The organism is Ensifer adhaerens (genome assembly GCF_001270265.1).
Taxonomy (GTDB): Bacteria; Pseudomonadota; Alphaproteobacteria; order Rhizobiales; family Rhizobiaceae; genus Ensifer; species Ensifer adhaerens_B.
Map to the genome: position 1 here is coordinate 437,185 of NZ_LGAP01000001.1, position 16,294 is coordinate 453,478.

A 16,294-nucleotide genomic window follows, 5' to 3' on the forward strand; every position below is an offset into this window, starting at 1 on the left:
AATCGCGCGGCGGCAGTCACCTTCTTCGATCCGGGGTAAAACAATGAAAAACATCTCTCGCGACCAGGACGGCTTCTCGCTGCCTGAATTCCTGGCGTATGCATCCATCAGCGGGGCCATGCGTCCATTCACTCGGGCAAACCGCTATTCCATCGGTATCGTCGTTCCCGACTGGGATCGCAGGGTCACATACATCCGGGCTGCGCTCGTGGTTCTCGACCGGGAACTAGACTTCCGCTTCCGGGATCAGGTCAGGGCATTCGATGACGAGAAGTCCGAGCCTTCGCTCGAGGCCGTGATGGACATGATGCAGAACAAGAAGACTATCATCCTCTTCAAGTCGGAGGATGCCGTTCCGCCTGACCTCAGATATGCCCTCGACGCGGTTGTGCAGGTTCCACCTCCCAGCAGCCGCCTTGTTCGTGGCGTGGTCCAATGGGCGTACGGCATCAGCGTCAGCCAGCAGCAAGCGGCCACCCTTCTCGATCCTCGAGAAGATGGCGAAGACAGAGTCTGCGAAGCCACGGCCGAAGGACTCCAGGGCGGTGTCAGAAATCCGTCTTGAAGACCTCGCAGGATACGGAGAGGCGAAGGATTGGGGCCTCGATCTGGTGCGTGACTTGGCCGACTGGCGCGCCGGGACGATTTCATGGGAGGACGTCGACAAGGGAGTGCTTCTCTCCGGCCCGCCGGGAACGGGCAAGACCATGTTCGCCCGCGCGCTTGCCGCCTCATGCCAGGTCACGCTGATCGCCACCTCGTATGCCAAGTGGCAGGCGAAAGGGTATCTGAATGACTTCCTGAAGGCCATGCAGAAGTCGTTCAAGGAGGCGAAGGATGCCGCTCCGACCATCCTGTTCATCGATGAGCTGGATGCTTTCGGTTCACGCGACGGAGCAGCCGGGAGCAATGCGTCCTACGACATCAAGGCAATCAATGGCCTCTTGGAAGAGCTCGACGGCATCGAAGGGAGAGAGGGCGTAATCGTTGTCGGCGCTTGCAATCATCCCAACATGGTCGATGCCACAATCCTCAGAGCGGGACGGCTTGATCGGCACGTGATGATTTCCCTCCCTGACGAGCACACCCGCGAGGCCATCTTCAAAATGCACCTGAATGACTGCCTTTCCAGCGACAACCATCGAGAATTCGCCGAGGCGACAAAAGGGCTTTCCGGAGCCGAGATCGAGAAGATTGTCCGCAGCGCCCGTAGGTCGGCACGTCGTCGACGTGGACCGATCACGAAGGGGGACGTAGTTCTTCATCTTCCTTTGATGGCGGACATCCCGCCGAACATCATGAGGGCGAATGCCGTCCATGAGATCGGCCATTCCGTCGTCGGCGCAGTGCTCGGAATGGATCTCGTGAGAGTTGCTATCGTCGGCCGGATCAGGGTCGATGACAGCGTGCAGTCACTAGGTCAGGCGCGTTTCAGACGCGGCACCTGGGTTCGGAGAACGAAGGAGCACTATCTCGACCTGATCGCCATGACCATGGCCGGCATGGCTGCGGAGGAGGTGTTCCTGGGTGGCCACGATGACGGTGTCGCAGGCAACGATGGATCCGATCTCTTCGAGGCCACGAAGACAGCGATCGCCTTGGAGCGATCATATGGCATGGGCGAGAAGCTTGCCTCCTATGGCGATCTCAGTCGGCGCCGTATCGAGGAGGTCGGCCATCTCGATCCGATGCTGATCGAACGGGTCGACCGCACATTGCAGGAGCAGCTTGATCGCTCGAAAGGGATCCTCCAGCGGCACTGGAAGGCTTGCTTGATCCTCACCGATCAACTGGTCTCGCGTCTGGAGTTGCCGGGCAAAGAGGTCTTGGACGTGCTGGGCGAGCAAGGAAAGCCGTCTCAACGAGTGGCCATGTGACCCTTGTGCCACGGCTGTTGCGCTCAGTCCCCCTCAGCGAAGCAGCGAATCTTTCAGATATCGCCCACTGCTGCCGGTGTTATGAGGGGGACATAAGACGCTCTAACGTCTTCCGGTGGACGCGACGACTATTAGAGTGGTCGCTAAGGCCGCACCACCACCAATCAATAGAGCGCTAGCGACGCCAAAATGATCGACGGCGAGACCGCCAACCAAGGCGCCCGCTCCGATGGCTAGTTGCGCAGTCGAAACAAACAACGCCGCCACGCTTTCAAGCTTGTCAGGGGCCGAGGTGAACATAAAGGTCTGCATGGCGATCGGAAGCATTCCAAAGCCGAAGCCCCAAGCGAGCGTCCAGATCGTTGCGGCCACGGCGCTGTTCCCGGTTCCTGCAAGGCCGAATGCGGACAAGCTGATCAACGCAGCGGTTCCGGACAAGGCAAGATTTAATTGCTTGCCGACTGCCCAGCCGCCGAAGAGATTCCCGATAAACCCAGCAATCCCGTATCCAAGAAGGAGCGCGCTGAGCCCGGCGGCGTCGATGTGCGCGACCTGGTTGAGAAAAGGTGTGATGTAGGTGTAGGCGGCGAATTGCCCGATGAATATCAGGACAGAGGCAAGCAGGCCTACTTGCGTCTTTCGGTTTCGAAGGACCGCGGGGATTTGAGCCAACCCGGATGACTGCTGTGGCTTGATCGAGGGCAAGAGCAACAGGAGCGCAGCAACGACGAAAATGGCGACTCCAGTTGCCAATCCGAATGAAAGACGCCATCCGAGCAGATTCCCGACGAGCGCGCCCGCCGGCACCCCGGCGACCGTTCCCAGCGAAACACCGGAATAGATCAGAGATGTCGCGCGTCCGCCCTCCGCTCCGGGTCGAAGGCGCGGACCAAGCGATCCCCCGATCGTCCAGAAGCCACCGACCCCGATCCCCAGCAGAACGCGACCGAACATCAACGCCTGGAAACTGGCCGCCGTCGCAACAATCGCATTTGACAGCACGAGCAGACCCAAAAGAAGGACCAGCACGTGCTTGCGGTCGAACCGACCCGCAAGGCCTATGGTGAGAGGGGCGGCGATGGCGGCGAGGACGCCCGGCGTCGTGACCATCAGGCCAGCCTGCCCTTCGCTGATTCCAATCTCTGCGGCGATCTGCGGCAGCAGCCCCACGGGGAGGAATTCCGTAGTGACGAGAGCGAATGCGCCAACCCCGACGCTGGCGACGGCGGCCCAGGACGCAAGTGGCGCATGCGCGCGAGTCTGTGCATAGCTCGATGAAACGGGCATATCCATTTGAAGATTCCTCATTAGTGAGAGCCTTCGGCCGGAGGCATGAGCGTCCGGCCGAAGTTCGTCATCCAAATTTCACGAGGTTGAGTGCGGGGAGCGGACCGCCCGGGAACTGCACGAGCTTTCCACCGATCGAGATCGGACCGAGATCGATCCCCGCGAAACCCAGCTTGGCGATCAGTGTGCCAACTTCGGCCTTCGACCTCGCGTCGTCTCCCGAGTAAAAGAGGACGCGGCTTCCGCCCTCAGCACGCGGATCGCCAGAGAGCAGATGCGGAGGAAGATGGTTGAACCCCTTTACGACGCGAGCGCCTGGCACCAGGTCAGCGAACACTTCCGTCGACAGTCGGCCATTGAGTTCCGCCGGCTGAAAGAGCGGGCGCTCGATCGGGTTGTTGGCGTCGATGACGATGCGCCCGGCCCAATCAGGAAGACCCGCCAAGGCCTTTGGCAACTTCGACCACGGCACGGCGACTAGCACGAGATCGGCCTGGGCCGCGTCCTCGATAGTGCCTGCCGTGATGTGTGGTGTCAGTTCGCGTGCAAAGTCCCGAAGCGAGTCCGGACCGCGGCTGTTCGCGATCGTTGCGGCGATGCCGTTTCGAGCAAGCGCGCGGGCGAATGCGGAGCCGATCTCCCCGGCTCCAATGATGCCAATAGACATTGGTGGTCTCCAGGTTGGATCGGTGATCAGGCAGTGAAGCCGCCGTCGGCGACGATGTCAGCGCCGGTTACGAAGGCAGCCTCGGGGCTCGCCAGATAGGCCACAACACTGGCGACCTCATAGTCCTTGCCGTAGCGGCCGATTGCCATTCCGGGGCCGACGATCTTCGAGACGGGACCTCCATCCGGATTCATGTCGGTGTCGGTAGGGCCAGGGTGCACGGTGTTCACGGTGATGCCCTTGGGACCGAGGTCGCGAACGAGGCTGCGGTTGAAGCCCGCGACCGCTCCCTTCGTCAGCGTGTAGAGAGAGGCAGTCGGAAAGGCTGCGTAGCGGACCATGGAAGAGCCGATATGAATGATGCGGCCGCCCGATTTCATGCGGCGTGCAGCCTCCTGCGTGCCGACGAACACACCCGTCACGTTGACCGCGATCATGCGCTCGTAGTCTTCGAACTTGATGTCCTCGATCGGACCGCCGAGTGCGATACCTGCATTGTTGACGAGGATGTCGATCGAACCGAACGTCTCCTCTGTTTTAGCCACGGCGGCCCGCACCGATTCAGGATTTCCGGAGTCGGCATGGATGGCGATGGCACGACCGCCTGCGTCTTCGATTTCCTTCACGACTGCGGCTGCCTTTTCCGGCGCTGCGCTGTAGGTGATGGCGACTGCGGCTCCATCCGCCCCAAGGCGCTTTGCGATGGCTGCGCCGATAGAGCGCGAACCGCCCGTGACGAGAGCGGTCTTGCCGGACAGTTTCAGAGAGGTGTTGGTCATTGTGGTCACTCCATTGCTTGGTTTCGATGGAGTGAATATCGCCTCCTTATTCCCCTATGATTAGACGGTATTGGCTGTTATTAATTTCAAGCGATCATTGAAAGCTGCATCATGGAAACACTGGCTAATCTGGAATCCTTCGTCCGCAGTGCCGAGCTCGGCAGCTTCTCTTCCGCAGCCCGCAGGCTGGGACTGACGCCAGCGGCGGTCAGCAGGAACGTCGCCGCTCTGGAATCCAACCTGAAGCTTCGGCTCTTCCAGCGCAGCACACGGAGTCTGGCACTGACGGAGGCGGGCGAGCGCTTCCTCCATTCGGTCCGTGATCACCTGGAGAGCCTTCAAGGTGCGATTGCCGAGGCTTCCAATGAACAGACCGAACCTGCAGGCGTGCTGAGACTCAGCATGAGCCCTACATTTGGAATTGAGTACATTCTCCCCAAACTGCCCGAGTTCATGAGCCGATACCCGCTGATCAGGCCGGAATGGATGTTCGAGAATCGCCAGGTTGACCTGATCGCCGAGGGATACGACGCGGCGATCAGTGGCGGATTCGAGCTGACGCCGGGCATCATCGCAAAAACCCTTGCCTCGGCCCACATCATCGCGGTTGCCTCGCCATCGTACATGCGGACCCGCGTTCCGCCTCACGACCCAGAGGGCCTGACCGAGCTGGATGGGATCGTCATGCGTTCATTGCGGACAGGTCGAATTCGACAATGGCAGATGCGAAACGTCGCAGGTGAAGAGCAGTCGGCGGCGCTGAAGGAAAGGATCGTCGTCAACGACCCGGCCGCAATGCGATCTGCTGCGGTTCTGGGACTTGGTGTCGCCCTGATCGCAAAGCCTGACGCACTGCCTTATCTCGAGAACGGCGAGCTTATACGGCTGATTCCTGCATGGTACGCAGACGCTGGTCCGATTTCGATCTACTATGCTAACCGGACCTTGCTACCCGCAAAAACTCGCGTGTTTGTTGATTTCATAAGCGAGGCTTTTCAACGTGAAAGGTGGCCAGAACGGTTCGCAGGTACGTTGGGATAATGTCCGCTGTCGCTCTCGGCGATGAGGTTCGACGATTTGCCGCTAAGTCTTCGAACTCTGTGCACTGACCGCTTCGGTTCAGATCGGGCTGAACTCGACATACTCGCACTGCAGATAGTCCGATCTCGTCTTCTTCCAGTCGTAGACATATTCGCGCTGATCGACTGCCGAGCAACTCAACCCAGGCAACACTTTGCCCGACGGATTGGTGGCGGCTTTCCGGGCAATGTACCGCCAGAACAGGCCGGAGGTGTCGGACTGGTCCTTCTCGAAGCGCGAAAGCTGGACTACGCCACATGGACCTTCGGGGTGCGATGACACCACCCACGCACCGCCATTGCCGAAGTCGGAGACCCAGACGAATTCCTGCGCGAACGGATTCGAACTGACCTGGCAAGTTCGAAGATTCTTGTCGTGGTCGGCCTTTGTGATCTTCAGGAAATTCTCCTCAGTCGGATGATCGCACATGCCTGCGAGAGCGCGGAAGGTGTCGAGCACGCTGGGGTTCGCCTTGGCGTCCTCCTGCAGACGGATCATGCCTTCTTTGAACTTCGCAGCATCTGTGGCGATTCCGGGATTGCGGGCGAGGGCGGCATCAATGGAAATCTGACCGGTGGCCATACCAAGCCACGCCCCCACCATGTTGCATTCCCTGGGGTCGGAGAACTCCTTCACAGCCCCGGGGTAGTTCTTGCGGGCTTCAGCGAGCTTCTCTTCCAGATTGGCTGGCTTCGACTTCTTGCGAACGGCTGTCTGGATGAATTCGCACCGGAGCCGCTGCTGACCCTGCTGAAGCGTGCAAGTGTAGGTCAGCGAGGAATCTTCCTGCTGGTTATAGAGCATGCCAGTGGTGGGGTATTCGGCGGCGAGCACGGTGGACGCAGCTAGGCCGAACAGGCAGGCGAGCAGTGATCTCATGAGAAGTCCTCCGGGCGCATGTTTGCAGCGGCCCAGAGGAGATTGCAATGGTCATGCCTTCGGCAATTTCCGCGGATTCCTGAAATGAAGATACAGGCACCGCAAAGCCTCCGCAGCAACGGTGATATCCTCCATCGCACGGATCCTGAATTCAGCGGTCACGTCACCTCTCGCATTCTGTTTCGACTAGGTGAAGGCCTTCCACTCCCCCTCTATCTGCCGCTGATTGGCGGTGAACACTTTCCATTCGCGCGGGGCAGGGTGGCCCCGAAAGTCTTCCGGATCAGCAGTTCTGCGCCGTCGACGTGAAGCTCCACACACGTCCACCGCGTGGCCATGCCGAAATCGGGTAGTTTCCTCCTACGAAACAGAGAAATCCTTTAAGTCGAAGCCTGCAGGGATACAGCGATGTCGTTTCAGAATAATGCAAACATCATCAAGGTCACCGGCACGGTCCGGGAGATCAATGGCAGGACGTTCCTCGGCCGCAACGGCGTGGATGCCTCTCAGGCAACTTCTTAGCAAGATCGACACAGCGATGAAATCGCTCCAGGAATGGAAGCAATAATTCCCAGGATGGCAGGATTCTCTACCTATCAGAGATCCTGCCATCCTTTCGCGAGATCCAGCCTGTAGGACTTCAGCGAAGCATTGCGTGAGCGCATTCCTCGTTGTCTGACTGTAGAGCTATTTCTTGGCGCGACCGCTGCACAATGGCGCAATTTTCTCGCTATCCGAATACGGAATCCGACGGGTGGTGTCTGGGCGAATGTCTTGCTCTCTTTCCTTGCCGCCAATGCCGACCTGTGGCTTACCCGACGCTACGAGAGTCCGAAACGGCCACGCATGAATTTAAGCCGCCCTAAAACCCTCAACGAGTTCTCCTTTTCGGGCCGCCTTCCGGCGGAAAAATCTCCAGCGGCACGGGATATTCCGGTTTTCATGTCCTTCGTTCACAACGAACTCGACGCTGAAGGGGCCGCCAGACTGTCAGGAGGCGAGCACGCCGATGTTCGCCGAATCCTTATGATCGGGGCTGGTTCCGCGGGCTCGATGATCTCGGAGACCCTCGTCCGGCAGGGCCTCTTCAAGTGGACTGTCGTCGATGACGACACCCTGTTCCCCCACAACGTCGTACGCCATTCGTTGAGCAACCAGTTCGTGGGCCAGAAGAAGGCGGTCGCAAGGCGGCAACTGCCCCGGATCAGAGCCTGTCCGACCGTCAAGGATACGCAATCGAATCCTTTCGCACAATTGTTGACAAAGGCGTCGGCGGCTCTGCCAATATCGCATGGGCGGCGAGTGCCCCAGACCGCCGACCATTGGCAAAGATCATGAGGAACTCCCGACGTTTTACTGCGCGCCAAGAGTATCCAGTTCTCTGAGGTCCATCACCGCCGGTGTCGCAAGGATTTGCATCAGAGCGAAGCCGTTCGGGTGAAGCTTCAGGAGGTCACCATCGCGCTCTGTGCCCTCGCTGACGCATGGCATACCCGCGCCTTGTATGCGGACGCTGTTAGACTGCGGGGACAAATTGAAGACGCAGAGCATTTCGCCGCCGCGTGCGAATGCCAGAACTGGCTCGGAGGTATCAAAGAACTCCGTCTTGCCGGTCCGGAGCGCCTCGCTCTCGCGCCGCAGTTTCAGCATGCGACGATAGCTTTCCAGCACTGAATCCTGCCAGTCGATCTGGCCCGCGGCATTTCGCGAAGCCTGTGGTGCCTTGATCGGCAGCCATGGCTTGCCCGTCGAGAAGCCCCCATTTGGTGCATTCCCGTCCCAGACCATCGGTGTGCGGCAGCCGTCGCGCCCCTTGTTGTCGGGCCAGAATCTCAGGCCCTGCGGATCGATCAGCTCATGATACTCGAGATCGGTCTCGGTCTGGCCGAGTTCTTCGCCCTGATAAAGGCAGATCGATCCCTGAAGCGACAAAAGGAGGGCTGCCGCCTGCTTGGCCAGCGCATCCTGGCTGATGCCGTGTTTTGCCCAGCGGCTCACATGACGGACGACGTCGTGGTTGGAAAAGGCCCAAGTCGGCCACCCACCGGGCGCACCGGTAAAGAAATCCTCGATCTGCTTGCGGAAGTGCGCAGCATCGAAGGCGTCTCCGAGCATCTCGAAGGAATAGCATTTATGCAGCCGCTTGCCGGTGGTGTATTCACCCATCATGCGGATCGCGTGGTGGGCTTCGCCCATCTCGCCGACCATTGCGCGCGCGTCGTATTGATCGAGCAGAGCGCGCATGCGCTCCAGAAACACCAGGTTCTCCGGCTGGTTCTTCGAGAAAAGGTGGTATTTCATCCAGTAGGGATTCCATTCCGGAACTGCCTTGCGCCGGAAGTCCGCTGGATCGTCCCTCAAGAGCTTGTCGTGGAAGTAGAAGTTCACGGTGTCGAGCCGGAATCCATCGATGCCGCGGTCGAGCCAGAATTTCATCGTCGACAGCAACCAGTCCTGCACATCCGGGTTGTGGAAGTTGAAGTCGGGCTGTTCGACAAGGAAATTGTGGAAGTAATATTGCTTGCGCCGCGTTTCCCATTGCCAGGCCGGGCCGCCGAACACCGAAAGCCAGTTGTTCGGCGGCGAGCCGTCTGCCTTGGGATCTGCCCAGACGTACCAGTCCGATTTCGGACTGTCGCGGCTCGTGCGGCTTTCCTGGAAGAAGGGATGCTGCGAACTGGAGTGGGAGAGCACCTGATCGATAATCACCTTAAGACCAAGCTGATGGGCACGGGCGATCATTCGGTCGAAATCGGCAAGCGTGCCGAAGGTGGGATCGATGTCCGTATAGTTCGACACGTCATAGCCCATATCGGCCATCGGCGAGGTGAAAATAGGCGACAGCCAGATCGCATCGACACCGAGATCGGCGAGGTGGGGGAGCCGTTCCGTGATGCCGTTGAGGTCGCCGATGCCATCACCGTTGCTGTCCTGGAAGGACCGCGGGTAGATTTGATAGGTTACAGACCCGCGCCACCATTCATCTTGGCCGCTCATTTCCGCCTCCCGAGATTGAAAACGCCGAAAAGACCCTTTTTGGGGCACCCGAAACGCTTCGGATGGCAGATTGATATACCGAAACGATTTGGATTGGCAAGCGCGTTGCGCTAAGCTCGGCCGAACCCACCGGGTCAAGAGCGGAAAGAACATGGCGACTTTGAAGGACATCAGCCGCAAAATGGGCCTGTCGGTTACGCAGGTAAGTCGGGCCCTTAACGGCTACTCGGACGTTAACGAAGAGACGCGCCGGCGCGTCATGGAAGTAGCCAAATCTATGAAATACCAGCCAAATCTTACGGCACGGAAGCTTGTCTCCGGCCGCTCTGGGATGGTCGGTTTCGTGATGACGCGCTATCCGCGGCTCTCGTCTGATGGCTTCCTCCTCGAGATGGTAGCAGGGCTTTCATCGCAGTTTTCAAGCCGGGGCATGCAGTTTGTCCTGCACATTGCGCAGGAGGGTGACGAGGTCATCGACGTCTATCAGAAATTGATCGACGGCGGCGCGCTTGACGGGTTTGTCATCGTCGAACCCGCGGATGAGGACGTGCGGATCGGCTATCTCACTGAGCGGGACGTTCCTTTCGTGGTACACGGCCGAACGAGCGCAGCTCCAAATTATCCCTTTTTCGACATCGACAACCACGGTGTTGCCTACCGGGCCACTGCCCATCTCGTGAAGCAAGGACACACGCACATCGCCTTGATCAACGGCCTTGAGCACTACAGCTTCGCACGCGACCGATTGGCCGGGTACCGGGCGGCCTTGTCCGAGACGGGATTGCCATTTCAGCCGGATCTGGTCCGCCACGGCCGCATGGAGGAGGCGCTGGGCTTAGTATCGACTGTGCAATTGTTGAGCGAAGGCGGCCGTCGCCCGAGCGCATTCGTCTGCGGTAACGTGCTGATTGCAAAGGGGGTTTACAAAGCCGCCGAGGCGCTTGGGCTTTCCATTCCGCGCGATGTCTCGATAATCGCCCATGACGACGTGCTTCCGGACATCTCCCTGCCGGTGTTTCGTCCCGAACTCACGGTCACCCGCTCGGCGCTCAGTGAGAGCTGGTCTCCACTGGCGGACTTCCTCGCGGGAGCGATCGAGGGAAAGCCCCTGGAAGATTTGCAGCGCGTAGCGGAAGTCGAGTTTGTCGAAGGGGACTCGGTCGGCTCCGTGCCGGGTTGACGTCCCGTCTTGTTGAGCTAGGGCGAATATTTCGTCCTGCCGGATTGACAGGGCGAGAATCTTGGCGCTATTTATCCGAAACGTTTCGGATAGTGAAAAATCTAAACCGATACCGCCTGACTGGGAGCGGAGCCCGGAGGAGGGCATCTGCTGATCGCTTCGATGGGAGGAACCTCATGAAAGCTCACCTGACAAATCATGCAATTCGCTCGGCCGTGTTCGCGGCGCTCGCCACGGTTTCGTTTGGGGCGATGGCGGCGGCCGCCGAACTTCACTATGTGCTCGGGACGGTTGGAAACGACGTCGAAAATTTCAGGAAGCTGGTGAAACCCTGGGAAGCGACCACCGGCAACACGGTGAAGCTGGTGCCGATGCCCGCCTCCACTTCAGACCAGTTCGGGCAGTACCGCCTGTGGCTCGCCGCCGGCAACAAGGATATCGACCTTTACCAGACCGACGTGATCTGGGCACCGCAGCTCGCAGAGCAGCTCGTTGACCTGTCTGAAGCAGCGATAGATCTGGTGCCGCAGCATTTGCCGGCCGTTATTCAGTCGCAGACGGTCAACGGCAAGCTTGTTGCCCTGCCGCTCTTCACCGACGCGCCGGCACTCTATTACCGCAAGGATCTTTTGGACAAACATGGCGTCGCCGTCCCGAAGACCTGGGAGGAACTGACGCAAACCGCGCGGAAGATCCAGGATGCAGAGCGGGCCGACGGCAAAAAAGACTTCTGGGGTTTTGTCTGGCAAGGCAATGCCTATGAGGGGTTGACCTGCAATGCGCTGGAGTGGGTCAAGTCCTTCGGCGGCGGCCAGATCGTCGAGCCTGATGGCACCATATCGGTCAATAACGAGAAGGCTGCCGCAGCGCTCGATCTTGCGAAAAGCTGGATCGGCACGATCTCGCCGGAGGGGGTTCTGGCTTATCAGGAAGAGGAAGCCCGCGGCGTTTGGCAGACAGGCAATGCCGTCTTCATGCGCAATTGGCCCTATGCCTATAGTCTCGGCAACAGTGCTGACAGTGCCGTCGAGGGCCGTTTCGATGTAGCGCCGCTTCCGAGCGGCAGCGAAAATGGGAGCTCGGCGGCGACCCTCGGCGGCTGGAACGTCGGTGTCTCGAAATACTCCGAACACAGGGAGGAGGCGATTTCGCTGGCCCTCTTCCTGGCGGGACCCGAGGTGCAGAAGCAGCGCGCCATTCTGGCGTCGAGCCTGCCAACGATCATCTCGCTCTACGACGACCCCGACATCGCCGCCGCCCAGCCGATCATCCCGCGTTGGAAGGAAGTGCTCCTCAACGCCGTACCGCGCCCCTCGGCATCGGCCAAGGTCAAGTACAACGAGCTCTCGTCGAAATTCTGGTCCGCCGTGCACGAGACGCTGTCGGGCAACGGATCGGCCGCCGAAAACCTCGAGGTGCTCGAACTCGATCTCGAGGATCTGAAAGGCGGCGACTGGTAGCGCCAGCTTGAGTCGCAGGCCCAGATTGGAGGAGCCCATGACTAACGCAATCACAACGACGGCCAGGCCCGCGATCGAGCGCCGGCAGCTCAACCTTCAGCAGCAGAGGGTACGTGCTGCATTCTGGTTCCTGGCGCCGATGCTCGTCATGCTGTTCTTGGTGGCAGCCTGGCCGCTGTTTCGATCGATCTACTTTTCCTTCACCAACGTCACGCTCAACAATCTCTATGCGGGCGAGTGGATCGGTTTCGACAATTATCTGAGCTGGCGCACGCTATCCTCGGGCCGCACGATCTGGCGCGGAACATTGGTCGATCCGGCCTGGTGGAATGCAGTCTGGAACACCGTGCGGTTCTCCCTTGTCTCGGTAACGATCGAGACCATCCTGGGCCTGCTGGTCGCTCTGGTGCTTAACGCGGAATTCAAGGGACGGGGCCTGGTGCGCGCCGCCATCCTCATCCCTTGGGCGATCCCGACGATTGTTTCCGCCAAGATGTGGAGCTGGATGCTGAACGACCAGTTCGGGATCATCAACGACATGCTGCTCAACCTCGGTCTGATCGATCATAAGATCGCCTGGACTGCGAGTGTCGAGACGGCGATGGTCGCGGTGCTGATTGTCGATATCTGGAAGACCACGCCATTCATGGCCCTTCTCTGCCTTGCCGGACTGCAGATGATCCCGCGCGACATCTACGAAGCGGCAAAAGTGGATGGCGTTCATCCGCTGAGGGTGTTCTTCAACGTGACCTTGCCGCTGGTGCGGCCGGCGCTGATGGTCGCGGTTATCTTCCGCATGCTCGATGCGTTGCGGATCTTCGACCTCATCTATGTGCTCACCCCCAATTCGAAGGCAACCAAGACGATGTCGATCATCAGTCGGGAGAACCTGATCGAGTTCGACAAGTTCGCCTATGGATCGGCGCAGTCGACGCTTCTGTTCGCGATCATCGCGGTGTTCGTCGCCGCCTACATGTGGCTTGGCAAGTTGGACTTGAGCGGAGAAGGCCGATGACCATCATGGACACGATCAAAAGCGCCGGCTTCTATCTGGCCGTGGCCGTCATCGTTCTCGTTGCGGTGTTTCCTTTCTACTATGCGATCCTGACCAGCTTCGAAACGGGAACGGCGTTGTTCGAGGTCAACTACGTGCCCTCGAGCCTCGACTGGTCGAACTATGCGACAATTTTGAACAACGGGACGTTTCCGCGCAATGTGCTGAATTCCCTGTTCGTTGCCGCGACCACGGTCGCCTTCGCGCTGTTTCTGGCTGTCACTGCCTCCTACGCGCTCGCCCGCGTGCGGTTTCGTGGACGCGGGCTGCTGTTGATGACGATCCTGGCGGTTTCGATGTTCCCGCAGATCGCCGTTCTCGCCGGGCTGTTCGAGCTGATACGCTTTCTCAATATCTACAACACGCCTTGGGCGATGATCCTCAGCTACACGATCTTCACGCTTCCCTTCACGGTGTGGGTGCTGACCACCTTCATGCGTGACCTGCCACTGGAGATCGAGGAAGCCGCGATCGTCGACGGTGCCACGCCGTGGGTGATCATCACCAAAGTGTTTCTGCCGCTGCTCTGGCCTGCGCTGGTCACGACGGGCCTGCTCGCCTTCATCGGCGCCTGGAACGAGTTCCTGTTCGCGCTCACCTTCACGTCGTCCGAGACGACGCGCACCGTGCCGGTCGCCATCGCGCTTCTCTCCGGCGCGACGCAACACGAGACGCCATGGGGCACGATCATGGCAGCCTCGGTGCTGGTGACGGTACCGCTCATCGCGCTTGTTCTCATTTTCCAACGCAAGATCGTGGCCGGGCTGACGGCCGGTGGCGTCAAAGGCTAGTTTGGGAGGTTCGACACCATGGCAAATATTGAGCTCAGGAATGTCCGCAAGAGCTTCGGCGCCTTCGATGTCATCAAGGGCATCGACCTGGACATCCGCAAGGGCGAGTTCATGGTTTTCGTCGGCCCTTCCGGTTGCGGCAAGTCAACTCTGCTGCGCCTGATCGCCGGCCTCGAGACGATCACCTCGGGCGATCTGATCTTCGACGGCGAGCGGATGAACAACCTGGTTCCGTCGAAGCGCGGCATCGCCATGGTATTCCAGTCCTACGCGCTCTACCCGCACATGAACGTCTTTGACAACATGGCCTTCGGCCTGAAGCTTGCCAATTCCACTCCAACGGAAACCCGCAAGCGCGTCGAAAAGGCCGCCGACATGCTGCAGATCGGCCATTTGCTCGACCGCCTACCCAGGCAATTGTCGGGTGGGCAGCGCCAGCGGGTCGCGATCGGCCGGGCAATCGTCCGCGACCCGCGTGTGTTCCTGTTCGACGAGCCGCTGTCGAACCTCGATGCCGCCTTGCGGGTTGCCACTCGGCTGGAGATCGCCAAGCTGCATCACGACATGCGGGACGTCACGATGATTTACGTGACCCATGACCAGGTCGAGGCAATGACGCTCGCGGACCGGATTTGCGTGCTACGCGATGGCGTCGTCGAGCAGGTCGGAACGCCCTCTGAGCTTTACGAGCGACCGAATTCGCTGTTCGTCGCAGGATTCATCGGCAGCCCGAAGATGAACTTCCTGAATGGTCGCCTGGCCGGGGCGCACGGCTGCCACACGCTCGGCATTCGTTCGGAGCACATCGATATCGTCGACGAGAGCGCCATCTGGCGCGGCGGTGTCATTCATGCCGAAGAGCTTGGCTCCGACAACTACCTATTCGTTGACATCGGCGCGCAGGACCCAATCGTCGTTCGTCAGGCGGGAAAACGGCAGATCCCGTATGGCACTAAGATCGGCTTACGGCCGGTCGCAGATCATCTGCATCGATTTGACGAACGTGGCACGCCTATCCGCTAGTCATAGGTGATACAGGGCGCTCTTGCACCTTTAGGTCGGTTCACTCCTTCTGTCGTCTAAGGACCGACCATTTGGACCCCGACGCCACTCCTCCCGGGCTCGGGGTCCTCTTTTTCGCACCGTCGGCTGTGGAGCGCATTGTTCATCCCAAGGGCTGATCCCCAGCTTCCGCTTCCCACCCTGCTGCAACGAGACCTGAACGGGAAACGTCGACTCGAATATGTCGTTCCTGGGCATAACTGTTTCCACCCATCACGGCATTCGGCGCGCAACATAGGTCACTGGCTCGCGGACAATGATCTGACCGTCCGCAGGAACTCGACGACCGACCGACGGGCGCTGCGTGGCTTCCATACCATCGCGAGATCCCAGGCCAGGTCGTCGGGCAGGCCCACCAGCGGAACCATTGCGACGCCATCCACCCGCATCGAACGCGCTCCCTCGGGCACAAAGGTTACGCCCATACCGGCGGCCACCAAGCTCAGGATCGTGTGCATCTGCCGCGCTTCCTGACGCACGCGAGGCACGTAGCCGGCCTGCCGGCAGGCGCTCGTCAGCCGACCGTGGAGCGAAGGACCTTGCGCATATGGAAAGAGCACGAAGTATTCCTCTGAGAGTTCAGCCAGGCCGATCGAGCTTCGGTTTGCGAGGGGACTCGAGACTGGGACCGCGAGACAGAAGCGGTCACGATCGATCATCTCGACCTGGAGACCAGACACCGCCTTCAACGGCGGCGTGACGAAACCCACGTCGATCGACCCGTCCTGCAGTCCTTCGAGTTGCGCGTCGGTGGACCGTTCATCGAGGCGAACGTCGATCGTCGGGAAACGTTCGCGATAAGCTCGAAGCGTAGCGGGGAGGACGCGGTAGAGCGCGGCGCTCGTGAAGGTCACTGTGATCTCGGCCAGATCCTCCGAGGCGGCGCGGCGCGCCATCCGCACGCCTTCGTCCACCTGCTGCAGGGCGCGCCGAGCCTCCACCAGAAACACCTGGCCCGCAGTGGTTAGTTCGACCCGGCGTTGCGTGCGCACGAACAACGGAAAGCGGAGCGCTGCCTCAAGGCGTTTGATCGACTGTGAGAGCGGCGGCTGCGCCATGTGGAGACGGGCGGCCGCCCTCCCGAAATGCAGTTCCTCGGCGACGGCCACGAAGTGGCGCAGGTGGTGCAGATCAATACTCATATCGCCATCATCTCAATAAAGCGCCAATTGATATTGGAA

At 59.8% G+C, this 16,294-nt stretch carries 15 protein-coding genes; 9 read left to right on the forward strand and 6 right to left on the reverse strand.

The window, feature by feature from the left end:
- Positions 1–43: 43 nt before the first annotated feature.
- A complete protein-coding gene (locus AC244_RS37865; RefSeq protein ID WP_053247155.1) occupies positions 44–565 on the forward strand; it encodes a hypothetical protein in 522 nt (173 codons plus the stop codon).
- On the forward strand, positions 546–1,877 hold the full coding sequence (locus AC244_RS02120; RefSeq protein WP_234716830.1) for an AAA family ATPase: 1,332 nt from the start codon (positions 546–548) through the stop codon (positions 1,875–1,877). Before AC244_RS37865 ends, AC244_RS02120 begins: the two co-directional genes overlap by 20 nt.
- Before the next feature lie 102 nt (positions 1,878–1,979).
- On the opposite strand, the gene AC244_RS02125 is transcribed toward AC244_RS02120, so the two are convergent.
- The 3 genes from AC244_RS02125 to AC244_RS02135 all read right to left on the reverse strand — a co-directional run bounded on the left by AC244_RS02125 (position 1,980) and on the right by AC244_RS02135 (position 4,610).
- Entirely contained in the window at positions 1,980–3,170 is a 1,191-nt protein-coding gene (locus tag AC244_RS02125; protein WP_053247157.1) for an MFS transporter, read from the reverse strand.
- Positions 3,171–3,231: 61 nt separating this feature from the next.
- Positions 3,232–3,831 (reverse strand): NADPH-dependent F420 reductase, encoded by a 600-nt coding sequence (locus tag AC244_RS02130; protein WP_053247158.1) that lies wholly within the window; start codon positions 3,829–3,831, stop codon positions 3,232–3,234.
- A 26-nt stretch (positions 3,832–3,857) separates the two neighbouring features.
- Positions 3,858–4,610 (reverse strand): 3-oxoacyl-ACP reductase family protein, encoded by a 753-nt coding sequence (locus AC244_RS02135; RefSeq protein ID WP_053247159.1) that lies wholly within the window; start codon positions 4,608–4,610, stop codon positions 3,858–3,860.
- A 111-nt stretch (positions 4,611–4,721) separates the two neighbouring features.
- On the opposite strand from AC244_RS02135, the gene AC244_RS02140 reads away from it, so the two are divergent.
- Positions 4,722–5,651, forward strand: a complete 930-nt coding sequence (locus tag AC244_RS02140; RefSeq protein ID WP_053247160.1) for a LysR family transcriptional regulator — start codon at positions 4,722–4,724, stop codon at positions 5,649–5,651.
- Between the two features lie 78 nt (positions 5,652–5,729).
- Here the strand turns inward: AC244_RS02140 and AC244_RS37870 are convergent, their stop codons facing one another.
- Positions 5,730–6,569: a hypothetical protein gene (locus AC244_RS37870; protein WP_053247161.1), complete on the reverse strand. Its 840-nt coding sequence runs from the start codon at positions 6,567–6,569 to the stop codon at positions 5,730–5,732.
- 651 nt (positions 6,570–7,220) lie between these two features.
- Here AC244_RS37870 and AC244_RS02150 point away from each other — a divergent pair.
- Positions 7,221–7,907 carry a ThiF family adenylyltransferase gene (locus AC244_RS02150; protein WP_152975817.1) on the forward strand — a complete coding sequence of 229 codons (687 nt, stop codon included), beginning with the start codon at positions 7,221–7,223 and terminating at the stop codon, positions 7,905–7,907.
- 15 nt (positions 7,908–7,922) lie between these two features.
- Here the strand turns inward: AC244_RS02150 and AC244_RS02155 are convergent, their stop codons facing one another.
- Positions 7,923–9,566, reverse strand: coding sequence for an alpha-amylase family glycosyl hydrolase (locus tag AC244_RS02155; protein ID WP_053247163.1), 1,644 nt, complete (start codon positions 9,564–9,566; stop codon positions 7,923–7,925).
- A 151-nt stretch (positions 9,567–9,717) separates the two neighbouring features.
- Between AC244_RS02155 and AC244_RS02160 the strand changes: the two genes are divergently transcribed.
- The 5 genes from AC244_RS02160 to AC244_RS02180 all read left to right on the forward strand — a co-directional run bounded on the left by AC244_RS02160 (position 9,718) and on the right by AC244_RS02180 (position 15,074).
- On the forward strand, positions 9,718–10,746 hold the full coding sequence (locus tag AC244_RS02160; RefSeq protein ID WP_053247164.1) for a substrate-binding domain-containing protein: 1,029 nt from the start codon (positions 9,718–9,720) through the stop codon (positions 10,744–10,746).
- Between the two features lie 251 nt (positions 10,747–10,997).
- Complete coding sequence (locus AC244_RS02165) at positions 10,998–12,206, forward strand: ABC transporter substrate-binding protein (RefSeq protein ID WP_082366729.1); 1,209 nt, start codon at positions 10,998–11,000, stop codon at positions 12,204–12,206.
- A 37-nt stretch (positions 12,207–12,243) separates the two neighbouring features.
- On the forward strand, positions 12,244–13,221 hold the full coding sequence (locus AC244_RS02170; protein WP_053247166.1) for a carbohydrate ABC transporter permease: 978 nt from the start codon (positions 12,244–12,246) through the stop codon (positions 13,219–13,221).
- Between the two features lie 5 nt (positions 13,222–13,226).
- Positions 13,227–14,051, forward strand: a complete 825-nt coding sequence (locus AC244_RS02175) for a carbohydrate ABC transporter permease (RefSeq protein WP_152975845.1) — start codon at positions 13,227–13,229, stop codon at positions 14,049–14,051.
- 18 nt (positions 14,052–14,069) lie between these two features.
- A complete protein-coding gene (locus AC244_RS02180) occupies positions 14,070–15,074 on the forward strand; it encodes an ABC transporter ATP-binding protein (RefSeq protein ID WP_053247168.1) in 1,005 nt (334 codons plus the stop codon).
- Positions 15,075–15,352: 278 nt separating this feature from the next.
- Here AC244_RS02180 and AC244_RS02185 read toward each other — a convergent pair whose 3' ends face one another.
- On the reverse strand, positions 15,353–16,255 hold the full coding sequence (locus tag AC244_RS02185; protein ID WP_053247169.1) for a LysR family transcriptional regulator: 903 nt from the start codon (positions 16,253–16,255) through the stop codon (positions 15,353–15,355).
- Positions 16,256–16,294 lie beyond the last annotated feature (39 nt).

Excerpts from the sequence above, each read along its gene's own strand:
- AC244_RS02130 (WP_053247158.1), bottom strand. The coding sequence starts at position 3,831 with ATGTCTATTGGCATCATTGGAGCCGGGGAGATCGGCTCCGCATTCGCC.
- AC244_RS02155 (WP_053247163.1), bottom strand. The coding sequence starts at position 9,566 with ATGAGCGGCCAAGATGAATGGTGGCGCGGGTCTGTAACCTATCAAATC.
- AC244_RS02160 (WP_053247164.1), top strand. The coding sequence starts at position 9,718 with ATGGCGACTTTGAAGGACATCAGCCGCAAAATGGGCCTGTCGGTTACG.
- AC244_RS02125 (WP_053247157.1), bottom strand. The coding sequence starts at position 3,170 with ATGGATATGCCCGTTTCATCGAGCTATGCACAGACTCGCGCGCATGCG.
- AC244_RS02170 (WP_053247166.1), top strand. The coding sequence starts at position 12,244 with ATGACTAACGCAATCACAACGACGGCCAGGCCCGCGATCGAGCGCCGG.
- AC244_RS02185 (WP_053247169.1), bottom strand. The coding sequence starts at position 16,255 with ATGAGTATTGATCTGCACCACCTGCGCCACTTCGTGGCCGTCGCCGAG.
- AC244_RS37870 (WP_053247161.1), bottom strand. The coding sequence starts at position 6,569 with ATGAGATCACTGCTCGCCTGCCTGTTCGGCCTAGCTGCGTCCACCGTG.
- AC244_RS02175 (WP_152975845.1), top strand. The coding sequence starts at position 13,227 with ATGGACACGATCAAAAGCGCCGGCTTCTATCTGGCCGTGGCCGTCATC.
- AC244_RS37865 (WP_053247155.1), top strand. The coding sequence starts at position 44 with ATGAAAAACATCTCTCGCGACCAGGACGGCTTCTCGCTGCCTGAATTC.
- AC244_RS02180 (WP_053247168.1), top strand. The coding sequence starts at position 14,070 with ATGGCAAATATTGAGCTCAGGAATGTCCGCAAGAGCTTCGGCGCCTTC.
- AC244_RS02165 (WP_082366729.1), top strand. The coding sequence starts at position 10,998 with ATGGCGGCGGCCGCCGAACTTCACTATGTGCTCGGGACGGTTGGAAAC.
- AC244_RS02140 (WP_053247160.1), top strand. The coding sequence starts at position 4,722 with ATGGAAACACTGGCTAATCTGGAATCCTTCGTCCGCAGTGCCGAGCTC.
- AC244_RS02135 (WP_053247159.1), bottom strand. The coding sequence starts at position 4,610 with ATGACCAACACCTCTCTGAAACTGTCCGGCAAGACCGCTCTCGTCACG.